Raw genomic sequence first — 19213 nt, 5'->3', positions numbered from 1 at the left:
AGAGATAAAGAGATGATGGGAGGGGAATCTGAAAAATGCCTAAGATACTCTTGGTAGAAGACAACGAAATGAACCGAGATATGCTCTCGCGGCGGCTGCTGCGGCGGGGCGCAGAGGTGCTGATTGCAACAGATGGAGCGCAAGGAGTCGAAATGGCCCAGGCGGAGCGTCCGGACTTGATTCTGATGGACATGAGCCTGCCCGTGATGGACGGCTGGGAGGCAACGCGCACCCTCAAGGCGGCATCGGAAACGAAGGAAATTCCCATTATTGCCCTGACAGCCCACGCAATGGCGGGAGATCAGGAAAAGTGTCGAGAGGCGGGATGTGATGATTACGATACGAAGCCTGTAGACTTTGCGCGGCTGACAGGCAAAATTCAGGCGATTTTGGGGGAAGGCTCGCTGAAATGACTCCTGAGCAAGGCGTTCTGCTAGTTGTCGATGATAACGAGATGAACCGCGATTTGCTGTCTCGGCGGCTCCAGCGCCAGGGGCATACGATTGTGACGGCAAATAATGGGCGCGAAGCCATTGACAAGATGCGATCGCAGCCCTTTGACCTCGTGCTTTTGGACGTGATGATGCCGGAGCTAAACGGCTACGAAACGCTGGAGCAGTTGAAGCAAGACCCCGACCTGCGCCATATTCCGGTGATCATGATTTCGGCGCTGGATGACATTGAGAGCGTCGTGCGCTGCATCGAACTAGGGGCCGAAGATTACCTGTTTAAGCCGTTTAACCCGACGCTGCTAAAGGCGCGAATCGGCGCGTGTCTGGAGAAAAAGCGGCTGCGCGACCAGGAACAGTCCTACCTGAAGCTCATCCAGGCAGAGCAGGAAAAATCTGAACGGCTGCTGCTGAACGTGTTGCCCAAGGCGATCGCCGACCAGCTCAAGCAAGGCTCCCAAACCATCGCCGATAACTTCACCGAAGTCACCGTCCTGTTTGCCGATTTGGTGAACTTTACAGAACTCTCCTCCAAGCTCTCCCCCGCAGAACTGGTGGCGCTGCTGAACCAGATTTTTTCTACCTTCGACCAGCTTGCAGAACTGCACGGTCTAGAGAAAATCAAAACTATTGGCGATTCCTATATGGTCGTCGGCGGGCTACCTTTGCCCCAGGCGGGTCATGCAGAGGCGATCGCCCGGATGGCGCTGGACATGCAAAAGGCGATCGCCCAGATCAACATCAGCCACATCCACCCTAGCTTTGGCCCCCTGCAAATGCGCGTCGGCATCAACACCGGCCCCGTCGGCGCAGGGGTCATCGGCATCAAGAAATTCACCTACGACCTCTGGGGCGACACGGTAAACATCGCCAGCCGCATGGAGTCGCTCTCGTTGCCTGGCCGCATCCAGGTCAGCGCCACCACCTACGAACGCCTGCAAGACAAGTTCCAGTTCGAGAAGCGCGGCCCCATCGAGGTCAAAGGCAAAGGCGAGATGACGACGTACTTTTTACTAGGAAGCTAGGAGGAAGAGGGAAGAGAGAAGAACGAAGAGAGAAGAGGGAAAAATTTTCGTTTTTCGTTCTTCGTTTTTCATTCTTCCTTTTTCCTTCTTCCTTTTTCCTTCTTCCTTCCTACGCCATGCTGAGCGACATCAGTTCGTCCGACATTTCAAAATTAGCCGTGACGGACTGCACATCGTCCAGGTCTTCCAGCGCATCCATCAGCCGCAGCAGATCAGAGGCTTGGGCGGGGTCGCTGACTTCGACGCTGTTGTTTGGGAACCAGCGCGGCTCTGCCTGGATGACCAGATAGCCTCGGTCTTTGAGGGCTTGGGTCAGGGCTTCCAGGTTGGTCGGATCGGTGAAGACTTCCGCGCCGGGAATGTCGTCTTCTAGCGAAATTAGCTCATAGGACTCTGCGCCACCTTCCAGAGAGGCTTCCAGCAGGTCATCCTCATCGATTACAGGCAGTTCCTTTTTGCTGGCGGGCGGCGGGGCCTTCACGGTCACAACTCCCTTTTGCTCAAACATCCAGCCGACACAGCCCGTCTCGCCCAAGTTGCCGCCACGCTTGTTGAAGGCGGCCCGCAGGTCGGCGGCGGTGCGGTTGCGGTTGTCGGTCAGCGCTTCGATCAGGATGGCGATGCCGCCAGGGCCATAGCCCTCGTAGCGAATGGCTTCCAGGTTGTCGCCTGCCAGCTTGCCAGACCCTTTGGCGATCGCCCGCTCGATATTGTCATTTGGGATGCCCGCTGCCTTGGCGTTTTCAATCGCCGTGCGGAGCTGAAAATTACCCGCCGGATCGGGCACGCCGTTTCGCGCCGCAATGATAATTTGTCGAGAAATTTTTGCGAACGTCTTGCCCTTGACGGCATCCACGCGAGCCTTTTGCCGCTTAATGTTCGCCCACTTACTATGTCCTGCCATGCACTCGATCGATAAAACGCTTCTCTACTCGTTCCCGGAGTTGAGTTCCGGGAGTTGAGTTCCCGGAGTTCTCGAAGACTCCCGAAACCTGTCTCTGGAACCCGTCTCTGAAGTTGTGTTGCAGTTGTGTTGCAGTTGTGTTGCGTCCCGGAGCCTGCCAAAGCAGCCGACCCAACGCAAACACTATCCTAGAATAACTAGCCTCAGATTCAACTGGAGGACACTCCGATGGTTGTTCAGAATTGCAACGGTCTCAGGCTTCCGCAGCGCCACAGTGGGCGATCGCCCTGCCGCCCGCCCTCCGCACCTGGCTAGAAGCAGCATTCAGTCAGCTATCCGTTCCCCTTTGCCTGGATTTTTGGGGACGTGAGCAACTCTGGATTCACTGCAATGCCGACGATCCGCCGCCTGTGAGCCTCCAGATTCGGCATCCTGGCATCGTGCGATCGCTCCTGACCCGCCGCGATCCGCTCATCCTGGTAGAGGGCTATCTCAACGGCGACTGTGATTTTGTGGGCGATCTGGAAACGCTGATCGTGGCCATGCAGCAGTTGGGTCGAGTCCCGATTCCGCTCAACCTCACCACGCTGCAAGCCGCTCGCGCCGCCCTGTCGCTGCCCTCCCTCAAAACCCAGCCCAGCCTGTCTTCCGAAAAGACGCGCCACACCCCAGCACAAGACCGAGCCGCCATCCATCACCACTACGACATGGGCAACGACTTTTATCAGCTCTGGCTCGACCCGCGCATGGTCTACTCCTGCGCCCACTTTGAAACAGAACAGATGTCGCTGGCCGAGGCGCAGGCAGCCAAGCTAGACCTGATCTGTCGCAAGCTGCGCCTGTCGCCGGGGGAAACGCTGCTGGATATTGGCTGTGGCTGGGGGGCGCTGCTGCGCTGGGCGGTGGAACGATACGGCGTACACGGCGTTGGCATCACGCTCAGCCAGGCGCAATTGGACTATAACCAGGCAAAAATTGCAGAGGCGGGCCTGGGCGATCGCCTCCAGGCGCAGTTGATGGACTATCGCGACCTGCCGCAAACGCCCACATTTGACAAGATCGTGTCCGTGGGCATGGTGGAACATGTGGGTCGCAGGAACCTGCCCGTTTATTTTCAGCGAATTGGGCGATCGCTCAAACCAGGGGGGCTATTCCTCAACCACGGCATCACGGCCAGCACCGAATGGAACGGCAGCAGCCTGGGCGAACGGTTCATCAACCGCTACATCTTTCCCCACGGCGAACTGCTACAGATTTCGACACTGCTGGCGGCGGCCGAAGCAGCAGGCTGGGAAATTGTGGATGTAGATGCCTGGCGACTCCACTACGCCAAAACCCTGCGCTGCTGGGAAGCCAATCTGCGAAACGCTGCTGCTCAGGCAAAACGGCTTTTGGGCGACGCAATGCGGAACCGAATGCTAGAAAACAGTGAGCAATCGGGCCGCTTGCCCAGCACCCTGCCTGAAACGCTGCCCCATCGCTATCTGCAACTCTGGCGGGCCTATCTGCTTGGCTCTGCTCTCGGCTTTGAACAGAATCAGATGGGGCTTTATCAAACGCTGCTGCGTCCAAAGTCGGAGACACGCTGGAATTTGCCGCTGACTCGCGTAGGCTGGCTGGCTTAGCGTCATCGGCTGGCTTAGCGCCATCTGGCTGGCTCAGCGTTATGCCGTGATGGGGCCTGGAAGCAAAGGCGCAAAAACTAAATCCGGCTTTGCCAGTCCCAAAACCACTCGCTGGGCGGCGCTTTAGGCAGCGCGGTCTGTGAGCAGCTTCAAGATTTGCAAAACCGGATTCTGGAAATCGCGCTCTGGCGATGTTGGCACACTGATGAGGTTTGTTAGCGGGAAGGCGTGATGTTCAACAGGGCGATCGCCCCACTGCTCATCTTCAACCTGTGATCCCTGAACCCCACTAGCGGCGACCGCGATAGGGAACCTTGTTCAGGTAGTCGATATCGTTGGCGCGGAGGGTTTGAGCATAGTTGCCCTTGGCCCCCACAGCGGCGGCCATGTCGCGATACTTGCGGGGATCGCCCTCGGACAGCATCCGCTCCTGGAACTTGCGGCTGTAGAACTTCTCCACCACAAAGCGCCAGTCGGTCTTGGTGGTTCCCACCTTGTCGCGAAACTCTTCGCCATAGCGCGGCGTTACCAGGTTAAAAGGACGACCCTCATCGCGGTTGCCCATGCGCTTGCGCTGATAGGGCACGGTATAGTCCCCAAAGGCGTTGGTATATTCTTCGCTATCGAGCAGCGCATCCACAAAACCGTCGAAGCCCTTGGTGGCGATCACGATTGACCAGGCAATGGTTTCGTCTTGGTTATAGGCTTTGCGACCCAGCAGGCGGCGCAGCGTAATGTCCACCAAGCGATAGTTGTCGTTCACGCTCACAACCTGGCTGTAAAAGCGCTCAGACAGCGCCAGCCCCCGCACAAAGTCGCGCACGGTGATCACACGGTTTTTGAGCTGAGATTCCAGCGCGGGCTGCCGGTTGAATTTGAGGATCTGATGTTCGCTAAACACCTGACGATAGGCCGCCCAGATGACTTGCTGCATATCGGAATCGTCCGCAGCGTCTTCTAGACGATAGATGTACGGAGTGTCCTCGTTCTGGTCAGCAGCGCCAAAGCTGCGAACCCGTTGGTTCTGAGTGGTTGGTTTGTATTCAAGCAACGGCAACGCCATTCAAGTATCTCCCTTCAGTTTTATGGAACGTCTGAAATGGTTCAAGCCAGCGGTCTAACGACAGTCTTTGGCTTATTATCCCGTGGATTGAACCTCTAGACTCCATCTGCAATCGGCTTTTTTGCAAATGGAATCCAGCTTATCCGGTGGCTCCGGGCAGCGAACTCACCAGCGCCAGCACGACCAGCATCAGCACCAGCGTCAGCACAACAATCGACACGCGCCCCCAGTTGGCCGTCTTGAGGAAGGCTTGCAGGTCGAAAGGCTGGTCAAAGATCAGGGCAAATCGACCCGCAGGGACGTAGGGGCGGGGCTTCGGCAGCTTGTCGTGGTAGGCGGCTCCATAGCGCGGGGTAAAGCTGAAGGGGCGATCGCCCATCCGTTTGCGCTGATAGGGCACCACGTTGTCGCCAAAGGCCTGGGCATACTCGTCGCTGTCGATCAGCGTATCCACGAAGCCGCCCCAGCCCTTGGTGGCGATCACAATCGACCAGGCGATTTCTTCGTCTTTGCTGTAGGGCGCACGGCCAAGGAGCCGCTTCAGGCACATTTCGACCAGGCGATAGTTGTTGTTTGGCTCCACCACCAGCCGATAGAATCGCTCCGACTTGGCTAGCCCCCGAATGAAGTCCCGCACGGAAATGGAGTGGTTGCGGAGCTGGGTTTCCAGCGCAATTTGGCGATTAAACCGAAGCTGCTCTTGCTCGTTAAACACCTGGCGATAGGCAGCGTTGATCAACTCGTCCACCTCATCCGCCGCACGAGAGTCTTCGAGCCGATAGATATAGAGAATGTCGCCGTTGGTATCAACCGTGCCAAAGCTAGATACCCGCTGGTTTTGCGCGGTTGGCTTGTAGTCTAAAAGAGGCAATGTCATCTCGATTTCTCCTTCAACATCTGAAAGGTGAAGAGACTTCTTGCACAGAGTCAGGGGTCGGGGATTCTACAGGAACCCGAATGCACCAGAGCATAGCGTTGCATTCAGGCTGAGTAAGCTGGAACGATTGGGCACAGTATGCGGGCGATCGCCCCTTCATCAAACAATCAGTCAGCTAAAAAACACACCGGTTTCAATCTTTGCGAACCAATCCCTAACCCGACAGTAGAACAATCTCAAAATACGATTTAGCCAGAGTTGAGAAAATTAGCGCGAATCACTGCACGAACTATGGTTGAACGGCTAAGTTTGAACGGACAAGTTTGAGAGCTAATTTGTAAAGGAGCCTGAAAGCCTTGTTAATCAAGGATTTCCGAGAAACCGCTTTTCCTGGGCAAACATGACCTCAAAGCCACACATGCCAAGAGTTTCAGGCTTCTTAAGATTTGCTTCATAAATTAGCTCTGAACGGCTAAATCCAATCTTCTATGCAAGTCTCTTATGCAAGAGGTGGTCAATCTAGAACGGAAATCAGCGCGTATCCTAACGTGCCTTAATGCGCCTTAGGTGCCTTAGGTGTCTTAAACAGTTTCCAGCGCTTCAGGCGTTGAGGGTTGATCCGCAGTTTTCACAAACCGCCTTTCACAAACCGCCAACGCCTGAAGGCCAGACTTTTAGCGGACGGGGAAGCTGGCCGAGGGGCTGATGGACACGGGCACGCCTGCGGTGGCGCTGCTGCGGCTCATATCGGGAATTTTGATATTTGCTGTAGACACCGAGGTAAACTGCATCGGCTTTGGCTGTACGGCCTTCGCCATTTCGAGGAAGTTGCGAACGTCACCCCACTTATAGCGCTCGGCTTCTAGGCGATCGCGCCAATAGTCGCCATAGCGGGGAGTCACCAAGTTAAAGGGGCGATCGCGATAGCGCCGCCGCTGGTAGGGAACCGTGTTGTCACCAAAGTTGGTGCTATACTCGTCGCTGTCTAGCAGTTGATCGACAAAGCCCTCAAAGCCTTCGGTGGCAATCACAATCGACCAGGCGATTTGCTCATCCTGGTTGTAGGACGCACGACCCAGCAGGCGCTTCAGCGTAATGTCCACAATCCGGTAGTTAGAATTGGTTTCCACCACCAGCTTGCGGTAGGTTTCCGACTTGGCCAGCCCGCGAATAAAGTCCCGCACTGTAATCGAGCGGTTCTTCAACTGCGATTCCAGATCACCCTGACGGCTGCTTTTCAAAATGACGTGCTCGCTGAACACTTGGCGATAGGCCGCCCAAATTAGCTGCTCGATGTCGGAGTTATCGGCTGCGTCTTCCAAGCGATAGATATAGGGGGTGTCCTCGTTGCCGACTTCATAACCCGGCACGCGCTGGTTTTGAGACGCAGGTTTGTATGCAAGAAGGGGAATGCTCATGGTTTTCCAGAGGTTAGAGTTTAGGAGTTAGGGGTTTGGGAACCAGATGTAGGGGCCAGGACGTGAGTAAATTCCTGAACCCCAACCCCTGACACCGGATACCGAAACCCTAATTCTTCTTCAGCGGCGGGATATAGCTGTAGGGCAACCGAGCGGCGACAGGCTTGACGGTAGGCTTGGGGGTGCCGTTGTCGTCGCGGCTCATATCGGGCACCTTGATGGCGCTGGAGGTGGAGCGGGCCACGTCGCGCTGGGGCGTAAGCTGTGGCGTGATGATACCCTTTGCCATGATGAAGAAGGATGCCGGAATCGCTTGCCGCACCACTTTCTTGTCCAGTTCGCCCGCCTGATACTGCCGCACCTGGTAGTAAGAACGGGTCATCATTTCCCGCTCCAGCAGGCGACCGCGCCAATAGTCGTTATAGCGCGGGTTCACCAGATTAAACGGTCGTGCCTCCATGCGGCGGCGCTGATAGGGCACAATGTCGTCGCCGAAGTTGGAACGATATTCGTCGCTGTCCACCACCGCATCAATAAAGCCATGCAGCCCTTTGGTGGCAATCACAATCGACCAGGCGATTTGCTCCTGTTTGCCGTAGGACGGGCGACCCAAAAAGCGCTGCACTGTTAGCTCAACCACTCGATAGTTGGAGTTGAGTTCGGCAATCTGCTCTCGATAGACTTCCGATTTGCCCAGACCTCGGATAAACTCGCGCACGGAAATGGCGCGGTTCCGCAGTTGCGATTCCAGAAACTCCTGCCGATAGCTTTCCAAAATCAGATGCTCGCTGAAGATCTGGCGATAGCAGGCCCAGATGATGTTGTTGACATCGGTGTCGGAGGTGGCATCCGTCAGGCGATAAATCCGAGCGTCGTCCTCGTCGGGAACATCGTAGCCGGGTACGCGCTGGTTCTGGGTTTTGGGTGTGATTTCGAGCAGGGGAATTGACATGGTGGTTAGAGGTTTAGGGGTTTGGGATTGGGGTTTGGGAGCCAGGGAAGCTGTTGGGAACGGGCTGGGGAGATTGCAGCGTAGCGATCGCCCACTGAACCCGCGCCTGCACGGCAATATCCGAGTCTGCGAGAGTTCGCAGTGTTTCGAGAATCTGAGGCTGCAAGTCGGGTGTGGACTGTCCTAGGGCTTGCAGTCCGGCGATCGCCGCATAGCGGATCGACCAGTCAGCATCGTCTAGGATGCGAACGAGCGTATCGTAGGTGCGGGACTGGGCGATCGCCCGCTCGGAGTCTGCCAGCTTGAGCCAGAGCAACTGCCCTACGCCCTTGGTGGCCGCGCGGCGCACACTGGGAGCAAAGTCCGCCTCGGCCGCCGACAGCAGCACATCCAGCGCACGCGGATCGGCGATCGCCGCCAGTGCCCGAATTGCGTAGGCTCGCGCTCCGTAGTTATAGTCATCCAGCAGCGTCAACAGAGGCATCACCGCCGCTTCACCCATCTGCACCAGCCCCTTCACAGCCGTTACCGCTGCGCCAGGATTGTTGAACCCCAGCGCTCGAATCAGCGTTGGGATGCCCCCTTCCAGACGCGCTGCCGCCAAGGCCTGCACTGCCGCGATCAGCCGTTCCGGGGAATCAGCCCGGTCGATGTCGGCAATAAGGGTGGCAAGGGAGGTGGACATGAATAAAGCAGGAAAGAGGCGGGGAGCGACAGAGGATCGGCGTGAAAAGACACAGGGTTGAGAGAAAAGGGGTAGGGGCTTGCTTCCCCGCTGCCTTTTTCAACTTCGCTATTCAACTCTGCTATCTGATAACTTGGCGGACAATTTGGCGGCTGGCCAACCTGGCGGCTGCTCAGAGCATCTCGTCCATCAGCGTCATCACTTTGACCGCATCGGCGCTGAGGCTGTGGGGCGACTGGCGCATGGCGCGTTCCAGCAGCCCTTTCAGGGAAAAGAGCTTGAAGCTGTTTTCGGTGGCAGCAGTGGCAATCGCCTCGGCGGCGGGCAAATAGCCCACAGCACCCAGATCCGAAAGGGCGACGCGGCGCAGGTTGATGTCGTCGCTTTGCAGCGCGGCCACCAGGCGATCGCCGTAGGCCGCGTCTTCCGTCAACTGGTACAGCGCCCGCACCGCCGAATATTGAACCCGCTGGAGCGGATGCTCGACAAAGGGACGAATCACCTCGACGGCTTCCACAGCCCCCAATGCGCCCAGCGCCTCTAGAATGGCTTCGTAGGGCTGGGCCAGGTGAGGCCGGCCCGGAACCTTTATCGCCGCCGCTACGCCGCCCGCCAACAGGCCCAGCAGCGCGGGCACGCAGGACGCATCGCCCAGCATTCCTAACGACTGCGCCGCCGACTCGCGCACATAAAAGTCCTCACAGCCAAGACACTCCATCAGCCCCGGAACGGCACGGCAATCGCCCAGCTTCCCCAGGGCCCGGGCCGCATTCCGCCGCAGCGGGTAGCCGCCCAGTTCGGTTCGATCGGACTCGTCGCGGAGTGCTGCAATTAGCGCATCCACAGCAGCCGGATCAGACACACGAAACTTCCCCAACCACCATGCTGCGTAATAGCGCAAGCTGGTGTCGGGATGGGAAAGATTGGCGATCGCCTGCTCCACCGTCAGCGCTTCTGCGCCAGTGGCTTCCGATACAGCGGTCGATTCCTCAAACTGCGTCTCCGATGTTCCGTCAAGCATTCCTGAACCTGGGGGTGTCGCGTTCCGTCCAAAGGGGCGATCGCGTGCTTATGAATCGCTCGTCAGCGGTTCGATCTTGACAATCTTGCCGCCCATCCGCAGGATGCGCTGCATCTCTTCGTTCATGCGGTTATAAGGAACTGTGAAAAAGACGCTGCCACTGTTGCGAATCGCGTAGTTATTCTTGTCTGTCTCTTGGCTCTGACGCAGACCCACGACTTCATAGCGAAACATCCGCGCCCCAGAAGGCGAATTTGCGGCACTTCCCACAGCAGTTTGACCGTACATTGTCCTGTTCTCCATTGTCTAGAGGATAAAAGGGAGGGATCAGGGTTCAGGAGGTTCAGGTCAAGCCGCAAGCCTGGAAGCCAGTCAAAGGCTCAAGCGCCAAGTCCCAAACCCTGATTCCTGAAACCTAGCTTGCGCTGGCTAGCGACACGCTAACGATGCGACCACCCTGGCGCTGGATTTGCTGCATCCGGGCAGAGAGCTGATCGTAGGGCACCAGGTAAGCAGTGCTGCTGCGGCGCAGCTTGGGATAGCCAACGCCAGAGCCACCGTTTCGCAGGCCTGCTACTTCTACCCGATAGACGCGGGTGCTTTCGCCCACGGAGCCACCCAGGCACTTGCTGGGAGCCACATCATCTGAAGCGCGGAAGAAGGCAAAGCTGCCGCTGCCAGAGGGGCTGACAATAGAGGTCGGCTTGTTTTGAGCGAGGTCGCGGGCCAGGTGGGGCACGCGGCCCTCTGCCTGAGAGCGATCGCTGTTGGCATAGCCGCGATAGAGACGGAACATGCGGTTAAAGGCAACCGTGCGGGCCCCGGCATAGTACTCGAAGCCGCGATAGTAGGGCACGATGCTTTCGCCGAAGTTAGACTGATACTCCTCGGAGTCGATGTAAGAGTCGATATCCGCATCAAAGCCCTGGGTTTCGTACAGGTCGAGGTGGAAGATGACTTCCGACTCATCGTAGGGCGCACGACCCAGCAGGTGCTTGTAGTTCAGCTCGATCACGCGGGTCTGGAAGTTGCCGTAAAGGAACTTCTGCTTGTAAAGGTCAGACTTGGCAACGGCGCGAACAAATTCACGGACGCTGATGTTGCCGTCGCGGAGGAGCGATTCGGCGCTGGTGAGTCGTTCGGACTTCATCAGGTAGTCGTTGCCCAACACCTGCCGATAGACGGCGCGAATGACGTTTTCGACATCCTCTTTGGTGTAATTGGGGCGGAGTTCTACCCGGGGCGCTCCGTCAAACGGAGATGTTCCCAAACGGGATGCTGCTGCGGTAACTGGCACGGTCGATCTCTCCTTCGTGTTTGCGAATGGCTTGGAAGCGGTTGGCGCTTGAAGCTGACCCCAAACCCCAACCACTAGAAACCGGAACTCAAACGGGTAGCGGGCGATTCTTGAGGCTACCCTGAACCCTAGACGGCGCTGATGCTAAGCACCCGACCGCCTGCGCGATTGATCTGCTGGAGGCGCGTGGAAAGCTGATCGTAGGAAACGAGCAGGTCGCGATTGCTGAGCCGCAGAGGGGCCCGTCCGCTGGCAACGGACTGGGTATAGCGGACTCGATAGAGCTGGTCGCGATCGCCCGCTGCTGCACCCACCAACCCAGCTCCGGCTCCGACAAACTCGCTGACGCGGCCTGTGGAAGGCGGCTGGATCGGCATAGGCAGGTTGCGAGCCACTTCCTGCGTCAGCCGGGGGCGGTTCTTGCCATACTGAGCGCGATCGCTGTTGGCATAGCCCCGGTACAGCCGAAACATGCGCGTAAATCCGACGGTCTTTTGCCCCCGCTGCGAGTTGAACCCGCGATAGGACGGCACGACTGAATCGCCAAAGCTTTCCTGATATTCCGTCGAGTCGAGGTAGGAGTTAATCTCTGCCTCATAGCCCTGCTGGTCATACAGGTCAACATGGAAGGCGATCTCGGACTCATCGTAGGGTGCGCGGCCCAACAGATGCTTGTAATTCAGTTCGATGAATCGAACCTGGGGATTGGAATAGAAAAACTTCTCCTTATACAGTTCAGACTGGGCGATCGCCCGCACAAAGTCGCGGACACTGATCTGCCCCTGGCGCAAGAGCGACTCTGCGCTGGTCAGACGTTCGCTTGCCATCAGGTGATCATTTCCCAGCACTTGACGATAGGCTGCCCAAATCACAGCCTGCACGTCGTCTTCTGTCCAGTTTGGACGCAGTTCTACGCGATCGCTCGGCGAAAACGCAGTAATGCCTAATCGATCTGCCGCAACCAGACCGCTCATCTCAAATCCCTCCTCCTAAAACTGGCACTCGGTTTTGAAAAGCCCTTGTGACGAGAGGGTGCTCAAAGCTCAGCGCCCAATGCGGAAAACCAATCCATCAGGCCAGAACGAACGCCAGAACAAAAATCTCAGAAGCCTGAACCAGCAGAACTTCACCGGTTCTGATCGCCTGCGTTCCCAGACTGCTTCCGCCGTTGCCACAAGCGCGTCGAAATAAACACAGAAGCTTCAATCGCAAATTGGTGCGAACAGATCAGACTAGGTATAGCCCAGTGCAGAAGCTTCGTTCAGATCCTGCAACTTAGACATCACCCACCCAAATCTCGCGCACAGATATAACAATGCCCGGAAAGGTAAACCCCTGCCAGTCGTGAACCAGCAATTGCTTACCTTTCCGGGCAAGCACAATCAACTAGCTCAGGGCGTTGATTGCGTAGTCGATGTAGGTGTTAGCTTCGTTTGCAGCCTGACCAGACAGACCGTGGTTCGCCTTGATATACTTCAGAGCTTCCACATACCAGCTGGGAGACAGATCGAAGGTGCGGTTGATTTCATCCAGACCAGCGATCAGGTACTCATCCAGCGGGCCGGTGCCACCTGCAACCAACGAGTAGGTGATGATCCGCAGGTAGTAGCCGATGTCACGAGCGCACTTGGACTTGCCGCGAGAATCCGAGGCAAAGTTTGCGCCCTGCATCTGGGTGGTGTAGGGAAACTTCTGATACACGGCATTTGCAGCACCGTCGATCAGTTGCTGAGCATTATTGGTCAGCGCACGAGCAGCTTCCATGCTGGCAGCGGCACGCTCGAAGCGACCGTTAACAGCTTGCAGCTCGGTGTTGCTGAGGAAACGGCCTTGGGTATCTGCTGCGGCGATCGCTTCAGTAATCGGGGTCTTCATAGTCGAGATATCTCCCTAAAAAACCTAAAGTTGTCCTTGAGTATTTTGAAAACCGTCGGCACGGAGCCGAGAACTGTAGGCTAGAGCCTGAGGCTGCACAGGACAGCACCAGCCCATCACCAAAGCCAAATTACGCAACCGCAGCAGCAGCGCGATCGAAGTAGCTGGCAATTTCAGACACCAGCGCAGAGCAGTCACCCTTGGTGATGCCGTTGGGGTCGTTGACGATGGAAATTGCGGCGTCCTTCATTTTGGCAACGCCAGCAGCCACAGAACCACCGGGCACGCCCAGCGCTTGATAGGTTTCGCGCAAGCCGTTCAGGCAGCGGTCATCCAGAACGCTGGAGTCACCCGCCAGAGTTGCATAGGTCACATAGCGCAGGATGATCTCCATGTCGCGCAGGCAAGCAGCCATACGACGGTTGGTGTAAGCATTTCCACCGGGCTGGATCAGCTGGGGCTGCTCTTCAAACAGAGAGCGTGCAGCGTTTGCAACGATGGTGGAAGCGTTGCTGGTCATGCGGTTAACGGCATCCAGACGCTTGCTGCCATCCTTGACTACGTTGCTCAGAGCGTCGAGTTGGGCGCTGCTCAGAAACTCTCCCTTCGTGTCAGCCTGGGAAACGACTTTAGCGAAAGCATCTAACATGGACTCAATCTCCTAATCGTTTTGGTTGAGTTCGGTCTTAAAAACTGGATGAAAGGTAGCCCAGTCTTCACTGTTGCTGATGGATAGCAGTGCTGAGTTAACACGGCGACACATGCAGCTTGGAAAGGCTCCCACAGATGAGAGAGAACGGCTTAGCCGCTGAACTCATCTTCCCGGACGCAAGGCGCTTCTCATAAATCCGAGAAAAACTTCACAGTTAGATGAGAAGGTTTAGAACCTGGCAAACCAGCGAATTGTCGTACTCTGTCTGTGGTTTGTACCCTTCCGAATCTCTTTATACAATGCGGTTAACCCATTTACTTGTTACAAGTTATTAAATTGCATAGAACCGCTCAGATATGCCCGCAAAGGCTTGACAGGCAAAGCTTTGCGGCATATTTCTGCAAATCATTTCCGGCACATTTGTTTACATTTTCGCGCCTGCCAACTCCTCATAGAAGCAGAATTTGGCATTTTAGATTCTCTTAAGAATTCTGAAAACCGTTGCCTGGACAAAGGTATAAATACTCTCTGAGGGCGGTCTGAGTGTACTCATAATTTTAAGCAATGTAAACAAGTCCTTCGCTAATTTGAGATTTGTCACACAAAACGCTGCCGCAAAACGCGCAAAAGCGTCGCAAAAGAGTCCGGCGGAGGGGCGATCGCCTCGATCTCTTTCTCAGAAATCGGGTGATACAGCCGCAGCTTCCAGGCATGGAGCGCCTGCCCCGGTAAGTTCACGCCGACAGATTTGCCGCCGCTGTAGACCGGGTCGCCTACCACCGGATGCCCCAGGTGGGCGCTGTGGACACGGATCTGGTGCGTGCGCCCCGTTTCCAGGTCAAATTGCATCAGCGTGTAATTGCCCAGGCGTTCGACCACCTGCCAGTGGGTCACGGCGCGTCGCCCGCCGCGATCTTCCGGCACGATCGCCATTTTTTTGCGATCTACCGGATGACGACCAATGGGCGCGTCCACGGTACCCGCATCTGCCTTGGGCGCACCGTAGACTACTGCCAGATAGGTGCGTCGGGCGGTTTTGGTTTTGAACTGAGCCTGTAAACGCTGATGCGCCTGATCGGTCTTGGCGATCGCCAGCGCACCGCTGGTGTCTTTATCCAGCCGATGCACGATGCCTGGCCGCTGCACGCCGCCAATGCCCGCTAAGTCGGGACAGTGCGCTAGCAGCGCATTCACCAGCGTCCCCGTGGTGTGGCCTGGCGCAGGATGCACCACCAGACCCACGGGCTTATTCACAATAATCAGGTGTGCGTCTTCAAACAGGATATTGAGGGGAATGGCTTCGGCTTGGAGCGTCATCGGCTCAGAAGGCGGAATAGACACCGTGAGGCGATCGCCCCCCTGAACCTCCGCTTTTTTGGACGTGCAGGGAACCCCGTTGACGCGCACCTGCCCCTGCTCGATTAGCTTTTGCAGGCGGGCGCGGGACAGATCGGGCAAACGGGCTGCGAGATAGCGATCGAGGCGATCGCCCCTACCGATTCCCGCATCCACCACTAGCTCCAGATCGGCTACATCGGCGGTTACATCGACGGCTGCATCAATGCCTTGGGGCGCTAGCTCCGGGTCGTCAAACGCTTCATCGTCAAACGCTTCATCGTCAACCGCTTCATTGTCAAAATCGCCTGAATCATTGCTCGGACGGTTATCCACAGTGCCTCCGCAGGCTGTCCCCATCAATGCCAGGTATCTTACTCAACATCCGGGCCGATTCCATCTTCTGGGAAAACCCACTTGGGCGGCTCCATCGCTTTGCGGCGCAGCGCTTCCTCTGCCATTTCCAGCATCTTATCCAGCGACGTGGTTTCGATAAACTGCGACGCCTGGTTGCGATATTCCTGATTGGGACAGCGATCGCCCAGAACGCAGCCGTTTTTACACGCTTCGGCGCAGTTAATTTCGGTAGGGGTCATGGGGTGTTCTCCTGCTTGCATCAATCTGACTTAAATAATTCATTTTGGATTTTAGATTGACGATTTTGGATCGCCAATTGACCTACATCAGTCTCGCATAGCGCTCTTGATGCTTCCACCCGCAACCGAAGCCCCAAATCTAAAATCCCAAATCTGCCCCTCTACCTCAACCCTTCCCGCTGCCTAGCGGTCGAGCAGCTTGACCATCCAGATCGACTGCGGCACAAAGCCCAGCGATTCGTATAGCCGTTGGGCAGGCTGGTTTTGGCAGAACACATGCAGCCCCATCTGGCGATCGCCCCTCAGCCTGGCCCAGTCTTCAGCTTGCCGCATCAGGGCGGTGCCAATTCCCCGGCGACGATGCTCTGGCGAGACATAGAGCAAGAAAATGTGAGCGTGGCGATCGCCCCGCACCTGATCGACCGCGCTGCCCATCCACAAACAAGCCACCGGATCGGGAATTCGCAGGTTCGCATCCGCATGAGACCGCACCCACCACAGCGGCGTGTCGCCAGAGAAATATTGCTCGACGGTGTACGCGAGATGGTCAAACCCTTCGCCAGGAAACAGTTCGCAGTAGGTGCGCTGCATAAACTTAACCAGCAGCGCTCGATCAACCCCAGTGCTGCGGTAAATCAGATATCCGGGGCACAGGTCAGCAGTGTCAAGCACGGGTTATCAGAACGGGTTGCAACTGCTTAGCTTGCCGGGGCGATCGCCGCTTCATCCGGCAGCCCATGAATCAGCACATCCAGCGAGGAAGCCGTTCCCAGATCTGCCACGTCGTCGGAACCGCCCAACCCGACTTGCTCTACTGCTTCAATTGGCGCAGGCGCAGCCATATCTTCGGGCAAAAAGATGCGGACGCTCACCACCACCAGCGCCAGCACAAACATCAACACCACCAGCAGCGGCGCAATGTATTGACGAAAAACAGACATCTCTCATCTACCCCCTTATTTCTGCCTAACATCTCTAAACATCATAGTCAGCAGAGGAAGACCAAGCTTGACTGCTGCTCTGACCCAAGGTTCAGAGGACTAAGACTCTGCAACTAAAGCCTTGTGAATGGTCAGATAACGCTCAGTTCAGCGGTAAGAAGGCTCAGCCATAATACCTCGCCACCGGAACAATAACCAGTGAGCCACTACACAGCAAATCAAAAAGGACCCCAAAGCAAACCTTGCATCTAGAGTAGAGGCTTTGAAGAGGGAAAATAGCGGCAACGCAGCATTGGGATAACCCGCAACACCGAACGCAAATAGATTAAACGCTGCATGAATCCCCAGCGCCAGATTCAGGCTGCCACTCCTCAGGGTGACTAGCGTTAAAAACGCGCCAGCCGCAAACCAGTTCAACGCCGCTAGCCAAGGCTGTCCTTCAGCCTCTGGATTAGAGAGATGGGGCAGGGTAAACAGAATGCCATTCGCAACACTTAGTAGCAACCAGTTCTGCGTCAGTCGTCCCAAGCCCTGTAGGAGGTAGCCTCGAAAAAAAACTTCCTCAGCACTGGTTTGGATGGGAATCAGCACAAGGCCAACTAAAAGACTAGGCAGGGTAACCACAAAACTGGGGTTCAGACTGTAGCGTCCAGGGTGGAGCAATGCCTCGACTATCGTGGCGATCGCCGCTAGCAAGAAAAACAGAATAAACCCACGCCACACCTGCGGCCAGCTAATTCTGCCAAGCGGCCCTATAAGTGTTGCACTCGGACGCTGACTTTAGTTTGGACTAATGGTGAAGAGGAAGGCAGTCAATGAGAAGCACCGACTGCCGTAAGGTCAATGAAGTACAACCAACATTGACCCCATGATTTTCAACGAACTTCAGCAATTTCGCCAAACGTTGTATGCCAGCTTGGGAAACGCCAGAGATGCCCTGTTTGATCTGATGGATGCCGTGTTAGTGAGTGCGTGCATCGTGTCGTTTGTGAGGCTATCGCAGAGTCCTGTCTTTCGTCGCCAGTGGTCGAGCACCTATGAAGCGTTGCGCGATAGCCGCCTACCCCGATCAAAGGTGCTGAAGCTGTTGGTGCAGCAGATACCGACTCAGCAGCAACCGTTGTTGGCAGGTGATGCGAGTCGGTGGAACCGTCCTGCTGCCAGGCGTTTGAAAGACCGCACCTTATCAGGCAGAACAGGACATGCCCCGATAGCCGGACAAAACTACAGTACCTTAGCCTGGATTGCTGAAGACAGGGGCAGTTGGGCATTACCATTGCGGCATGAGCGCATCACCAGCTTTGAAACACCCGCCAGTAAAGCGGCATTCCAACTCAAACAAGTGACTCGGCAGTTAGCGGTGCGTCCGTTGGCGATCTACGACCGAGGGTACGGCAATGCCAGTTTTGTCAACCAAACGGCAGGGATTGAGGCAGACTTGCTGCTGCGGGTTACATCCAATCGATGTGTCTATGGCGCGCCCCCAGCGTATCGAGGGCGAGGCGCACCTGCCAAGCATGGACATAAGATGAAACTCAATGACCCTGACACTTGGAGTGTCCCGGTCGAAACCGTTGAAGTCGATGATCCCAACTGGGGACGAGTGCGGGTCAGTCGTTGGAGTGCATACCATTTCCGCAAATCCCCCAAACGGGCAATGGAAGTGTTGCGCGTGGAGGTGCTGGAGACACAGAGCAGCACGCGACGCTTGGCTCCTTTGTGGTTAGTTTGGCTGGGTGAGCAGATGCCTCCGTTAGAAACCCTGTGGTTGCACTACCTCCGTCGCTTTGCCATTGAACACTGGTATCGCTTTGCCAAGCAGAGGCTATATTGGACACATCCCCAGTTCAGTTCTGTATCGGCAACCGAACAGTGGAGCAGCCTGATGCCGTTGCTCAGTTGGCAGTTGTGGTTAGCGCGAAAGGACTGTACTGACCACCCCTTGCCCTGGCAGGCACCGCAAGAAACGTTGACTCCGGGTCGGGTCGCACAAGCGTTTGCAGGCATTTTGGCAGCGATTGGCACCCCTGCTCCTGCGCCTAAACCTCGTGGTAAATCGCCAGGACGAGGCAAGGGGCACAAGCCAACTCCTCGTCCCTGCTATCCGATGGTCAAAAAACGAGCCTCGAAACGCAAGACATCCGAACAATCCCTGAACAGTCCGGTTGCAACAGCAGCTTAACTGCGAGCAGGATTGTATCCAATTCCTTAAGTTCAACTGTTATGAACGGTTGAGCAGATTCTTTATGGCATCCTGTTGAGCATTATTGTGATGCCAGTTAGTCCAAACTAAAGACGCTGATGAAGTAGCCCCACAGCCATCAACGAGCTAGCAAGCAACAGGCCGAAAGGAAGCAGCATTAGCGTAAGACCGAAAGGGGACTCTGGCTGAATCAGCCCGATGAAGATCGGCAGCGCGAACAATACGCTGCCGGCTATCCAAACAAAAATCGTGATTAATATACCGACCAAATAGCGCCAGGCGGCATTCCGGCCTT

At 56.2% G+C, this 19213-nt stretch carries 21 protein-coding genes; 4 read left to right on the top strand and 17 right to left on the bottom strand.

Annotated elements, in window-relative coordinates; all coding sequences use genetic code 11:
• The first annotated feature begins 35 nt into the window (after positions 1–35).
• The gene (locus HPC62_RS03250; protein WP_172353724.1) at positions 36–413 is read left to right on the top strand and encodes a response regulator; all 378 of its coding nucleotides are present in this window, start codon (positions 36–38) and stop codon (positions 411–413) included.
• Complete coding sequence (locus HPC62_RS24110; protein WP_172353723.1) at positions 410–1474, top strand: adenylate/guanylate cyclase domain-containing protein; 1065 nt, start codon at positions 410–412, stop codon at positions 1472–1474. Before HPC62_RS03250 ends, HPC62_RS24110 begins: the two co-directional genes overlap by 4 nt.
• A 109-nt stretch (positions 1475–1583) precedes the next feature.
• Here the strand turns inward: HPC62_RS24110 and HPC62_RS03240 are convergent, their stop codons facing one another.
• Positions 1584–2378 carry a YebC/PmpR family DNA-binding transcriptional regulator gene (locus tag HPC62_RS03240; protein WP_172353722.1) on the bottom strand — a complete coding sequence of 265 codons (795 nt, stop codon included), beginning with the start codon at positions 2376–2378 and terminating at the stop codon, positions 1584–1586.
• Positions 2379–2620: 242 nt separating this feature from the next.
• Between HPC62_RS03240 and HPC62_RS03235 the strand changes: the two genes are divergently transcribed.
• On the top strand, positions 2621–4003 hold the full coding sequence (locus HPC62_RS03235) for a class I SAM-dependent methyltransferase (RefSeq protein ID WP_172353721.1): 1383 nt from the start codon (positions 2621–2623) through the stop codon (positions 4001–4003).
• Positions 4004–4292: 289 nt separating this feature from the next.
• Here the strand turns inward: HPC62_RS03235 and HPC62_RS03230 are convergent, their stop codons facing one another.
• From HPC62_RS03230 to HPC62_RS03155, 16 genes are all read right to left on the bottom strand, one after another.
• Positions 4293–5066 (bottom strand): phycobilisome rod-core linker polypeptide, encoded by a 774-nt coding sequence (locus HPC62_RS03230; RefSeq protein ID WP_068510393.1) that lies wholly within the window; start codon positions 5064–5066, stop codon positions 4293–4295.
• Between the two features lie 139 nt (positions 5067–5205).
• A complete protein-coding gene (locus HPC62_RS03225; protein ID WP_172353720.1) occupies positions 5206–5943 on the bottom strand; it encodes a phycobilisome rod-core linker polypeptide in 738 nt (245 codons plus the stop codon).
• 674 nt (positions 5944–6617) lie between these two features.
• Entirely contained in the window at positions 6618–7361 is a 744-nt protein-coding gene (locus HPC62_RS03220; RefSeq protein ID WP_172353719.1) for a phycobilisome rod-core linker polypeptide, read from the bottom strand.
• A 109-nt stretch (positions 7362–7470) separates the two neighbouring features.
• On the bottom strand, positions 7471–8313 hold the full coding sequence (locus HPC62_RS03215) for a phycobilisome rod-core linker polypeptide (RefSeq protein ID WP_172353718.1): 843 nt from the start codon (positions 8311–8313) through the stop codon (positions 7471–7473).
• Between the two features lie 13 nt (positions 8314–8326).
• Positions 8327–8998 carry a HEAT repeat domain-containing protein gene (locus HPC62_RS03210; RefSeq protein WP_172353717.1) on the bottom strand — a complete coding sequence of 224 codons (672 nt, stop codon included), beginning with the start codon at positions 8996–8998 and terminating at the stop codon, positions 8327–8329.
• 172 nt (positions 8999–9170) lie between these two features.
• Positions 9171–10019: a HEAT repeat domain-containing protein gene (locus HPC62_RS03205; RefSeq protein WP_172353716.1), complete on the bottom strand. Its 849-nt coding sequence runs from the start codon at positions 10017–10019 to the stop codon at positions 9171–9173.
• A 48-nt stretch (positions 10020–10067) separates the two neighbouring features.
• Positions 10068–10307, bottom strand: coding sequence for a phycobilisome linker polypeptide (locus HPC62_RS03200; protein WP_068510401.1), 240 nt, complete (start codon positions 10305–10307; stop codon positions 10068–10070).
• Between the two features lie 127 nt (positions 10308–10434).
• On the bottom strand, positions 10435–11316 hold the full coding sequence (locus tag HPC62_RS03195) for a phycobilisome linker polypeptide (RefSeq protein WP_172353715.1): 882 nt from the start codon (positions 11314–11316) through the stop codon (positions 10435–10437).
• A 128-nt stretch (positions 11317–11444) separates the two neighbouring features.
• On the bottom strand, positions 11445–12290 hold the full coding sequence (locus HPC62_RS03190) for a phycobilisome rod-core linker polypeptide (RefSeq protein WP_172353714.1): 846 nt from the start codon (positions 12288–12290) through the stop codon (positions 11445–11447).
• A 412-nt stretch (positions 12291–12702) separates the two neighbouring features.
• A complete protein-coding gene (cpcA, locus tag HPC62_RS03185) occupies positions 12703–13191 on the bottom strand; it encodes a phycocyanin subunit alpha (RefSeq protein WP_068510412.1) in 489 nt (162 codons plus the stop codon).
• A gap of 130 nt (positions 13192–13321) precedes the next feature.
• Positions 13322–13840, bottom strand: a complete 519-nt coding sequence (locus HPC62_RS03180; RefSeq protein ID WP_172353713.1) for a phycocyanin subunit beta — start codon at positions 13838–13840, stop codon at positions 13322–13324.
• A 600-nt stretch (positions 13841–14440) separates the two neighbouring features.
• Positions 14441–15367: an RluA family pseudouridine synthase gene (locus tag HPC62_RS03175; RefSeq protein ID WP_225906904.1), complete on the bottom strand. Its 927-nt coding sequence runs from the start codon at positions 15365–15367 to the stop codon at positions 14441–14443.
• A gap of 185 nt (positions 15368–15552) precedes the next feature.
• Entirely contained in the window at positions 15553–15774 is a 222-nt protein-coding gene (locus tag HPC62_RS03170) for a hypothetical protein (protein WP_068510416.1), read from the bottom strand.
• 183 nt (positions 15775–15957) lie between these two features.
• The gene (locus tag HPC62_RS03165; protein ID WP_225910603.1) at positions 15958–16446 is read right to left on the bottom strand and encodes a GNAT family N-acetyltransferase; all 489 of its coding nucleotides are present in this window, start codon (positions 16444–16446) and stop codon (positions 15958–15960) included.
• A 26-nt stretch (positions 16447–16472) separates the two neighbouring features.
• Positions 16473–16715 (bottom strand): hypothetical protein, encoded by a 243-nt coding sequence (locus HPC62_RS03160; RefSeq protein ID WP_172353711.1) that lies wholly within the window; start codon positions 16713–16715, stop codon positions 16473–16475.
• Between the two features lie 147 nt (positions 16716–16862).
• A complete protein-coding gene (locus HPC62_RS03155) occupies positions 16863–17438 on the bottom strand; it encodes a CPBP family intramembrane glutamic endopeptidase (protein ID WP_172353710.1) in 576 nt (191 codons plus the stop codon).
• Between the two features lie 145 nt (positions 17439–17583).
• On the opposite strand from HPC62_RS03155, the gene HPC62_RS03150 reads away from it, so the two are divergent.
• Positions 17584–18897 (top strand): NF041680 family putative transposase, encoded by a 1314-nt coding sequence (locus tag HPC62_RS03150; RefSeq protein ID WP_172353244.1) that lies wholly within the window; start codon positions 17584–17586, stop codon positions 18895–18897.
• Positions 18898–19213 lie beyond the last annotated feature (316 nt).

Source organism: Thermoleptolyngbya sichuanensis A183 (assembly GCF_013177315.1).
GTDB lineage: Bacteria > Cyanobacteriota > Cyanobacteriia > Elainellales > Elainellaceae > Thermoleptolyngbya > Thermoleptolyngbya sichuanensis.
This window is presented reverse-complemented; position numbering and strand designations above follow the sequence as displayed.

Coding starts and splice junctions, on each gene's coding strand:
- HPC62_RS03250 (WP_172353724.1), top strand. CDS start 36: ATGCCTAAGATACTCTTGGTAGAAGACAACGAAATGAACCGAGATATG.
- HPC62_RS24110 (WP_172353723.1), top strand. CDS start 410: ATGACTCCTGAGCAAGGCGTTCTGCTAGTTGTCGATGATAACGAGATG.
- HPC62_RS03240 (WP_172353722.1), bottom strand. CDS start 2,378: ATGGCAGGACATAGTAAGTGGGCGAACATTAAGCGGCAAAAGGCTCGC.
- HPC62_RS03230 (WP_068510393.1), bottom strand. CDS start 5,066: ATGGCGTTGCCGTTGCTTGAATACAAACCAACCACTCAGAACCAACGG.
- HPC62_RS03225 (WP_172353720.1), bottom strand. CDS start 5,943: ATGACATTGCCTCTTTTAGACTACAAGCCAACCGCGCAAAACCAGCGG.
- HPC62_RS03220 (WP_172353719.1), bottom strand. CDS start 7,361: ATGAGCATTCCCCTTCTTGCATACAAACCTGCGTCTCAAAACCAGCGC.
- HPC62_RS03215 (WP_172353718.1), bottom strand. CDS start 8,313: ATGTCAATTCCCCTGCTCGAAATCACACCCAAAACCCAGAACCAGCGC.
- HPC62_RS03210 (WP_172353717.1), bottom strand. CDS start 8,998: ATGTCCACCTCCCTTGCCACCCTTATTGCCGACATCGACCGGGCTGAT.
- HPC62_RS03205 (WP_172353716.1), bottom strand. CDS start 10,019: ATGCTTGACGGAACATCGGAGACGCAGTTTGAGGAATCGACCGCTGTA.
- HPC62_RS03200 (WP_068510401.1), bottom strand. CDS start 10,307: ATGTACGGTCAAACTGCTGTGGGAAGTGCCGCAAATTCGCCTTCTGGG.
- HPC62_RS03190 (WP_172353714.1), bottom strand. CDS start 12,290: ATGAGCGGTCTGGTTGCGGCAGATCGATTAGGCATTACTGCGTTTTCG.
- cpcA (WP_068510412.1), bottom strand. CDS start 13,191: ATGAAGACCCCGATTACTGAAGCGATCGCCGCAGCAGATACCCAAGGC.
- HPC62_RS03180 (WP_172353713.1), bottom strand. CDS start 13,840: ATGTTAGATGCTTTCGCTAAAGTCGTTTCCCAGGCTGACACGAAGGGA.
- HPC62_RS03170 (WP_068510416.1), bottom strand. CDS start 15,774: ATGACCCCTACCGAAATTAACTGCGCCGAAGCGTGTAAAAACGGCTGC.
- HPC62_RS03160 (WP_172353711.1), bottom strand. CDS start 16,715: ATGTCTGTTTTTCGTCAATACATTGCGCCGCTGCTGGTGGTGTTGATG.
- HPC62_RS03150 (WP_172353244.1), top strand. CDS start 17,584: ATGATTTTCAACGAACTTCAGCAATTTCGCCAAACGTTGTATGCCAGC.